The sequence below is a fragment of the Colwellia sp. 5_MG-2023 genome, assembly GCF_030547795.1.
Lineage (GTDB): Bacteria > Pseudomonadota > Gammaproteobacteria > Enterobacterales > Alteromonadaceae > Colwellia.
On sequence record NZ_JAUOPW010000031.1, the window covers coordinates 37,706 to 45,332 of the forward strand.

A 7,627-nucleotide genomic window follows, 5' to 3' on the forward strand; every position below is an offset into this window, starting at 1 on the left:
AAATTATTTATTTTGAAAAATGATATTAAAGAGTGCGCTTTTCTAAGCTAATAAAAACCATAATAAGCCAAATCCTAGAATTAAACGATAAATGACAAAAGGCATCATACCAAGTTTGTTTAATAAAATAAGGAAGTAATGAATGCAAGCATAAGCGCTAATAAAAGCGAGAAAACTGCCAAGGGCTATTGCTTGCCAGTCAACAGCTTCTGTTGATAATACCAATTTCAGTGTTAGGTAACTACCAGCCATAGCAATGGCAGGGATTGATAATAAAAATGAAAAACGGGCTGCATTATCTCTAGATAAACCAAGCATTAATCCTATTGTCATCGTGATACCTGAACGTGAAGTACCGGGAATAAGTGCTATTGCTTGTGCTACACCAATTAACATTGCGCCTTTAATACCTAATTTTTCCAGTGGCTTATGAACCTTTCTATTACCGGCTTTTACATCGGCAAACCCTAACAAAAAGCCAAATAATATTGTGGTTAGTGCAATAATAAGTGCTGAGCGTAAATGCTCCTCTATTAAATCTTTTCCTAATAAGCCAAATAAGCCAGCGGGTATCGTGGCAAAGATAATCCACCAGGCAAGTTTCCCTTCAAATTTAATATGGCTGTCCGTATCATTTTTAGCTGGACCAATATTAAATGTACTTAACCAGGCAACAGACATTGTTCCTAATTCTTTGCGAAAATAGAGCATGACTGCTAATAAAGTACCTACGTGTACAGCAACATCAAATGCTAGCCCTTGATCTTGCCAGCCCAAAATTTGAGAGGGTAATATTAAATGAGCAGAGCTAGAAATGGGTAAAAACTCTGTTAAGCCTTGAAGTAAAGCTAAAATAATAATTTCTAAAGTAGTCATAATATTTTATGTGCCCTTGTTCTTGTGGTGATTACCAACAATTTTTAACGATTTTTAGGTGTTGGCTAGTTTTATTATAATTTTGCCAAAGAGTTTGATAGCTTAGTTTTAATAAAGGGTGAATAAGCGTTGGCGCTATTTCACTTAATGGCCAAAGTACAAACGCATTTTTATCAATTTCTTCTCTAGGCAATTGTGCTGGGGTATCAATGATTAAGTCGTCGTAGAGTAATAAGTCAAGATCTAAGGTGCGAGGGCTAAATTTTTTCGCGTCATGTGTTCGGCCATAATCAATTTCAATATTACGTAACTTACTTGCCACTTGCTCGACACTATCGTGAGTTTTTATACCTATAACCATATTGTAAAATGCGTTACCACTGAAACCGATAGCTTCACTTTCAAATAAAGATGATAAGGACAGTTGTGCAAAAGGAATATTAAAAGTAATAGCAAGTGCTTCAAGACCATGTTTAACATGGTATTCACGCTCAATATTACTACCTAAAGAAATATAAATATCAGCCATTATTTTGTAGTTTCATTATGAAGTTTAGTTTGTTCAAGCGTACCACGTTCAATTTCTACACCCACAGTGATAGCATTATGTACTGCTCCGGGTTTGCCAATAGCGAGTCGTAACCAAGGGATGTGAAACTGTGACATTAAATAACTTGCCATACGTTCAGCCAATGTTTCTAATAAATCAACAGGGTTGTCATTAGCAAATGCTTCTATCGCTGTGGATATTTCTGCATAATCTAACGTTTTTTCAAGTTCATCATTTATAGCTGCTTTTGCAGTATCCCAAGCCATGTCTACATCAATAACTAAGGTTTGTTTGATTTCTTTTTCCCATTGAAAAAAGCCAATGGTGGTTTGAATAGCTAGCCCTTTGATAAAAACCTTGTCCATTTGTTACCTATTGAATCATTTTTACAAAATAAAAAGCGAGTTTACCTGTGCAAGTGTAGAAAAACTAGCAGATAACAAGATAGAATAAAGAAAATTGTTATATTTGTGATAATTCTTATTATTATGTTGCTATTAACCTTTGCTATGATCATTGCTGCTTATTTATTAGGCTCTATTTCAAGTGCTATTTTAGTGTGTAGAGTGCTTGGCTTACCTGATCCTAGAACAACAGGGTCAAATAACCCTGGTGCAACAAACGTTTTAAGAATAAGTAATAAACTGACAGCTGCTACTGTATTGTTTTTAGATATATTAAAAGGCACTTTACCAGTATGGAGTGCTTATTTCTTGCAAGTTGAGCCTTTAGATTTGGGGATTATTGGTGTCGCAGCCTGTCTAGGGCATATGTATCCAATATTTTTTAATTTTCGAGGTGGTAAAGCAGTGGCTACCGCCTTAGGAACTTTATTACCTATTGGCTTAGGTTTAGGATTTTTACTGATTATTACTTGGCTTACAGTGGCAAAATTAACTAAATATTCAAGTTTAGCGGCTATTGTTACTGTTTCTTTGGCGCCGTTGTATATTTTTATATTAAAGCCGCTTTATGTTTATCCGGCTTTAATGTTGAGTGCGTTAATTATATTACGCCATAAAGACAATATTGTTCGTTTACTTAAAGGAACAGAAAGTAAAATCTCTACAAAAATAAATTAGTCGATTTAATTTACTATCATCATTGTATTGCTTTAAACTGCAGGTAAGCTATCTAATGACCAACGTGGACTGGCTTTAAAAGTTAGATCTGCGTGTGTGCCTGCTTTTAATCTTTGTAAGCCTGCATAAGCAATCATAGCGCCATTATCAGTACAAAATTCAGGTCTAGGATAAAATACACTACCACCAAGTTTTTTAGTGGTAATGGCTAATTTTTCTCGTAGTGCTGTATTCGCACTAACACCACCAGCAATGACTAAGCGATTTAAATTCTCTTGTTGTAAAGCACGTTTACACTTTATGGCTAAGGTATCAACGACAGCTTGTTGAAAAGCATTAGCAATATCTGCATGGGTTTGTTTAAGTATATCATCCGAGAAGCTTTTGCCATCTGCAGAGAAACACTCTTTTCTAACTAACGTACCAGCTGCTGTTTTTAAACCGCTAAAACTAAAATCTAAACCTGGTCTGTCTGTCATAGGGCGAGGTAATTTGAATCTACCAGCAACACCTGATTCGGCCATTTTTGATAACGCAGGGCCGCCTGGGTAGTCTAGCCCTAACAATTTCGCTGTTTTATCAAAAGCTTCTCCAGCTGCGTCATCAACAGATTCACCTAGTAATTTATATTGACCAATACCGTCGACACGAACAAGCATGGTGTGGCCACCTGATACAAGTAGTGCAACAAATGGGAATTCAGGTACATCATCTTCTAGCATAGGAGCTAATAAATGCCCCTCCATATGATGGACCGGTACTGCTGGTAAGTTCCAACCGTAAGCTAAGCTTCGACCAATTGAACAACCAACTAATAGTGCGCCAACAAGTCCAGGACCTGCAGTGTATGCAACGCCATCTAAATCTTTGGGGGTTAAATTAGCTTCTTTTAATACCGCTTGAATTAAAGGGATTGTTTTGCGAACATGATCACGAGAAGCTAGTTCAGGTACAACGCCGCCATAATCAGCATGTACAGCAATTTGACTATAAAGCTGGTGGGCTAAGATCCCTTCAGGACGATTGCCTTGCCCATCATCGTAAATAGCAATACCTGTTTCGTCGCAAGAAGTTTCAATACCTAAAATTCGCATAAAATTATTTTTGATTCACTTAAAAGAGACGATTTTACCTGTCCTAGTGATATTTCGCTACTATATTTGATACAGGAGCGAGATTAATCTTTACATCACTTAGCACTTAGCAGTAGAATACGTCACCCATTTTTGATAGAGCGGGTGTAAACAAGATTGAGTTTATTTTTTAAATAGAAAGAATTTACTAAGAGATCGAAGTTAAACACCGATTTATATAGATATAATACTAAGGTAAAAAAGTACATGCCAGTAATTAAAGTAAGAGAAAACGAACCATTTGACGTAGCATTACGTCGTTTTAAACGTTCATGTGAAAAAGCAGGAATCCTTTCTGAAGTTCGTCGTCGCGAATGTTACGAAAAGCCAACTTGGGAACGTAAGCGTAAAAAAGCAGCTGCTGTAAAACGTGCAGCGAAAAAAGTTTCTCGTGAGAACGCACGCCACGTTCGCATGTACTAAAAGCATTCTATTTAGAATGTCCTTAGTAACCTTTGGAGTATAATTAGATGTTACTTCTAACTCAGCTCCAAGATGAAATGAAAAATGCCATGCGTGCCCAAGACAAATTACGTCTAGGTGTTATTCGTATGGCTATATCTGCAGTGAAACAAGCAAAAATTGATCATAACACCGAAGCAACTGATGAGAATGTTATTGCCGTATTAACCAAAATGGTTAAGCAGCGTAAAGAATCAATCAAAATGTTTACTGATGGTGGTCGTGATGAATTAGCTGTGAAAGAAGCTGAAGAAGTAAGTGCTTTAGAGTTCTTTCTTCCTCAACCTTTAACTAATGCAGAAATTAACGACTTAATTAATCAAGCTATTACAGATACTGGTGCAGCCTCAATGGCTGACATGGGTAAGGTAATGGCAACATTAAAACCCTTGATGCAAGGTAGAGCCGATATGGGCGTAGTAAGTGGCCAAATAAAAGCCGCTTTAAATTAGCGTACTATCTGGAAATTAAGCAGCAAGAGTTAATAGTTTATAAGAAGCCGTAATAACTTTAGTTATTACGGCTTTTTTATTAAGTTTATTTTTTCAGGCTCTCGCCAATGTTCAGTTTTTAAAATTCCACGTTCAATCATTCCACCAAGTCCTTGCATACCACCAGTATGTAATAAGATAATTCGCTCTCCTTTAGCAAAATACCCTTGCTCAAGTAAATCAATAAACGCTAAAAGCATCTTTCCCGAATAAACAGGTTCAAAATCAACACTGGTGATACGGTTAAATTCAAGTATACGGTTGGCATCTAATTGGCTAAACTTTGCATAACCACCACGATGAAAGTTAGTGAGTAATTGCCAGTTATCATGCAATTTTACTGGCCCTGGTAATAATTTGTTTATAGTATTTGTTAAGTAATCGGCTTCTTTTAATACAGCGATTCCTAATAGTTTATGCAAATTCACATTTGAGTTGAGGTCTCCAGTGATAAGACCCGCTAAAGTGCCACCACTACCTACTGGCGTGATTAATGTGTCGTAATCAGTTTGTTTATTTAATTCTGTGATTATTTCTGCAACACCTTTAATTGCTAGTGTGTTACTGCCACCCTCGGGCACTATAAAGTAATTAGGATACTGTCGCTGTAATTCGGTTAAATAATCAATGTCGTGTCTGCGACGATAAGTTTTACGATCAATAAAATGTAGCTCCATTCCCCAGTATTTAGCCCATGTTAACGTGTAATTATTGGCATATTGTTGTTCACCACGGATGAAGCCTACACAAGGTATACCTTTTTGGAAACAAGCAAATGCTAAAGCATGTATGTGGTTTGAATAACTGCCTCCAAAGCTAAGTACACCATTAATATCTTTACTCCGTAACACATGTTCTAAATTGTATTTAAGTTTTCGCCACTTGTTACCCGAAATAGTTGGGTGAATATTATCATCACGCTTTACTTGAACTACTACGTTATGTTTTGTAAATAGTGGATGATGTAGAGGTTGCAATTCGGATAAAATGGTCATGGTAGATAAGTAATATCATTGTAATTATTGATGGTTTGGGTAAAATATAATCAATTGATGAAAATATAATGCATAAGTGTTAAGCTATAAAGTAAGTATACATTGAATTTAAAAATGATAGTTAGGGAATATTTTCTGTCATGTTTTTTAACAGTCAGGATAATAATAAATATTGTTTATGCTGTTTGTTATTGATATATAAGAATATTTAATTTTTGGCATACAGATTGCCTTATCTGTTGTTAAGAGATCTATACCGTTTTATATGATTTAATTACTGACCCTCTGTAGGGTTTAAGGAAAGTAGTATGAGTTCTAAAATTATAAATGTTGTTTTGGTTTGTTTATTTACTCTTTGTGTTGCAGGAAAAGCGAATGCAGGGTTAATTGTAGGTGATTTATATGCTGATGATGCAGGAGTGCAATGGGAGTATGTAGGCTCATACGACTTAGTTCCTTCAGAAATTGAATATAAACTACCTACAGATGTGGAAATCGTAAACGGTGCTAATACTGAGATTGCTAACTTTAATGGTATTGAGGCTGCAACACATACTTTTGGTGCTCTTACTGGTGATCAAAAATATGCTATAAGTACTAATGATATTGCGATCTATGACTTATTTGATTTTTTAGATATTTCCGAATATACCGTTAACCATGAGGCTTGGTATGATATTTATGGAGGTACAGTCAATGGAGTTAACGTTGGAGTAGTATCAAAAGATGAGTCTTATGTTGAGCCTAATGATTTCTATAATGTTGATGGTGCATTCTCAGCTTATATTGGTGATCGTGCAATTGCAGGGGCTAATATAAACTATGTTTTTAAATCTGTGACTACATCGGTTCCAGAACCATCAACACTTGCTATTTTTGCATTAGCGTTAGCGGGATTAACAGCTCGTCGCTTTAAAAATAAATAGTAATTTTTGTTATTAATTGGCGATGTCGCTCGGCATCGCTATTTGTTTATTTGTTATATATTGTTCATTGTTAAACTAGTAAAAGCACCTCATATTGCCTACTTCTGAACGCATAATCTTAAAAGCCAAATGTAGATCAAAGTTATAGCAAATAACCTTAATTATTCTTAATTACGCCATTGACTTTATGGAGTAATTAACCGATAAAAGATAGCTAGTACAGACTTTATTTAAATAATATTAGTTAAGCTTAATTTATAGTATTTTATTGCTAATCATTCATTAAGTTTTGTTAAATGCTTTTTAAGATATGGTAAACCAAATTAATAGGAAGGTTGTCTATGGAAAATTATACTAACCCAGCAAATGCCGAAGTAACCGATGTTATTGGTGAAGTAAGTATTGATTTGGCTGAAAATACTATATTACAAGTTGGCGATATTATTCAATCAGGCACGACAGTTAACTTAGCAAATGGCAGTGAACTTATATTAACTTTTGCTGATGGTAGTCAACAGAGAGTTTCTAATTCTGAAGGAGAATTAGTCAAGGAAGAGATTGTTGATACCGTTACTACAGAGAGTGAGCTTAACGCTGTCGAAATTACAGATATAGATAACCTGCAGAATGAGATAGAGGCAATTCAAGAGTTAATTGCCTCTGGAGATGACGTTGATCTTCCTGAGACGGCTGCAGGTGAAGTTGCTAACGAGGGAACCGATTTTATAACTTTGAATCGAACGGGTGATGAAACTTTAGCACAAGCGGGTTACGATACTGCAGAACAAGATAACGCGGCTCCTTTACCTGCAAATTTTGAAGCAGATACTATTAATGAACAAGTTCCGGTTGTTGACCCCGAACCACCAGTAGCTGAACCAGAGCCAGAACCAGAGCCACCAGTAGCTGAGCCAGAACCACCAGTAGCCGAACCTGAGCCAGAGCCTGAACCAGAACCAGAACCAGAGCCTGAACCAGAACCAGAGCCTGAACCAGAGCCGCCAGTAGCCGAACCTGAACCACCAGTATCTGATTTAACTGATGATAATGAGCAAGTCGAGATAGCGGAAGATGAAGTTGCTTCAGGTAGTGTACTAACCAATGCCTCAAGC

Annotated in this window: 10 protein-coding genes; 5 read left to right on the forward strand and 5 right to left on the reverse strand. The window is 36.3% G+C overall.

The window, feature by feature from the left end; all coding sequences use genetic code 11:
- Positions 1 to 42: 42 nt before the first annotated feature.
- From Q4496_RS15980 to folB, 3 genes are read right to left on the reverse strand one after another with little or no spacing between them, the layout of a single operon-like run.
- Entirely contained in the window at positions 43 to 876 is an 834-nt protein-coding gene (locus Q4496_RS15980) for an undecaprenyl-diphosphate phosphatase (protein ID WP_215974288.1), read from the reverse strand.
- Positions 877 to 907: 31 nt separating this feature from the next.
- On the reverse strand, positions 908 to 1,405 hold the full coding sequence (gene folK / locus Q4496_RS15985; RefSeq protein WP_215974289.1) for a 2-amino-4-hydroxy-6-hydroxymethyldihydropteridine diphosphokinase: 498 nt from the start codon (positions 1,403 to 1,405) through the stop codon (positions 908 to 910).
- Positions 1,405 to 1,791 carry a dihydroneopterin aldolase gene (folB, locus tag Q4496_RS15990; RefSeq protein ID WP_215974290.1) on the reverse strand — a complete coding sequence of 129 codons (387 nt, stop codon included), beginning with the start codon at positions 1,789 to 1,791 and terminating at the stop codon, positions 1,405 to 1,407. Before folB ends, folK begins: the two co-directional genes overlap by 1 nt.
- A gap of 123 nt (positions 1,792 to 1,914) precedes the next feature.
- Here folB and plsY point away from each other — a divergent pair, with 123 nt between their 5' ends.
- Positions 1,915 to 2,508: a glycerol-3-phosphate 1-O-acyltransferase PlsY gene (plsY, locus tag Q4496_RS15995; RefSeq protein WP_215974291.1), complete on the forward strand. Its 594-nt coding sequence runs from the start codon at positions 1,915 to 1,917 to the stop codon at positions 2,506 to 2,508.
- 32 nt (positions 2,509 to 2,540) lie between these two features.
- On the opposite strand, the gene tsaD is transcribed toward plsY, so the two are convergent.
- Positions 2,541 to 3,602, reverse strand: coding sequence for a tRNA (adenosine(37)-N6)-threonylcarbamoyltransferase complex transferase subunit TsaD (tsaD, locus tag Q4496_RS16000; RefSeq protein WP_215974292.1), 1,062 nt, complete (start codon positions 3,600 to 3,602; stop codon positions 2,541 to 2,543).
- Positions 3,603 to 3,848: 246 nt separating this feature from the next.
- On the opposite strand from tsaD, the gene rpsU reads away from it, so the two are divergent.
- Entirely contained in the window at positions 3,849 to 4,064 is a 216-nt protein-coding gene (gene rpsU / locus Q4496_RS16005; RefSeq protein ID WP_114326764.1) for a 30S ribosomal protein S21, read from the forward strand.
- A 47-nt stretch (positions 4,065 to 4,111) separates the two neighbouring features.
- A complete protein-coding gene (locus tag Q4496_RS16010; protein WP_215974293.1) occupies positions 4,112 to 4,555 on the forward strand; it encodes a GatB/YqeY domain-containing protein in 444 nt (147 codons plus the stop codon).
- Between the two features lie 65 nt (positions 4,556 to 4,620).
- Here Q4496_RS16010 and Q4496_RS16015 read toward each other — a convergent pair whose 3' ends face one another.
- Positions 4,621 to 5,589: a 1-aminocyclopropane-1-carboxylate deaminase/D-cysteine desulfhydrase gene (locus Q4496_RS16015; protein ID WP_303610808.1), complete on the reverse strand. Its 969-nt coding sequence runs from the start codon at positions 5,587 to 5,589 to the stop codon at positions 4,621 to 4,623.
- Between the two features lie 308 nt (positions 5,590 to 5,897).
- Between Q4496_RS16015 and Q4496_RS16020 the strand changes: the two genes are divergently transcribed.
- The gene (locus Q4496_RS16020; protein WP_303610809.1) at positions 5,898 to 6,515 is read left to right on the forward strand and encodes a PEP-CTERM sorting domain-containing protein; all 618 of its coding nucleotides are present in this window, start codon (positions 5,898 to 5,900) and stop codon (positions 6,513 to 6,515) included.
- Positions 6,516 to 6,856: 341 nt separating this feature from the next.
- Positions 6,857 to 7,627: retention module-containing protein (locus tag Q4496_RS16025; RefSeq protein WP_303610810.1), on the forward strand; the 771-nt coding region annotated here is incomplete at its 3' end.

Bases quoted from the DNA above. Each gene is read 5' to 3' on its own strand.
- Q4496_RS15980 (WP_215974288.1), bottom strand. From the start codon at position 876: ATGACTACTTTAGAAATTATTATTTTAGCTTTACTTCAAGGCTTAACA.
- folK (WP_215974289.1), bottom strand. From the start codon at position 1,405: ATGGCTGATATTTATATTTCTTTAGGTAGTAATATTGAGCGTGAATAC.
- folB (WP_215974290.1), bottom strand. From the start codon at position 1,791: ATGGACAAGGTTTTTATCAAAGGGCTAGCTATTCAAACCACCATTGGC.
- plsY (WP_215974291.1), top strand. From the start codon at position 1,915: ATGTTGCTATTAACCTTTGCTATGATCATTGCTGCTTATTTATTAGGC.
- tsaD (WP_215974292.1), bottom strand. From the start codon at position 3,602: ATGCGAATTTTAGGTATTGAAACTTCTTGCGACGAAACAGGTATTGCT.
- rpsU (WP_114326764.1), top strand. From the start codon at position 3,849: ATGCCAGTAATTAAAGTAAGAGAAAACGAACCATTTGACGTAGCATTA.
- Q4496_RS16010 (WP_215974293.1), top strand. From the start codon at position 4,112: ATGTTACTTCTAACTCAGCTCCAAGATGAAATGAAAAATGCCATGCGT.
- Q4496_RS16015 (WP_303610808.1), bottom strand. From the start codon at position 5,589: ATGACCATTTTATCCGAATTGCAACCTCTACATCATCCACTATTTACA.
- Q4496_RS16020 (WP_303610809.1), top strand. From the start codon at position 5,898: ATGAGTTCTAAAATTATAAATGTTGTTTTGGTTTGTTTATTTACTCTT.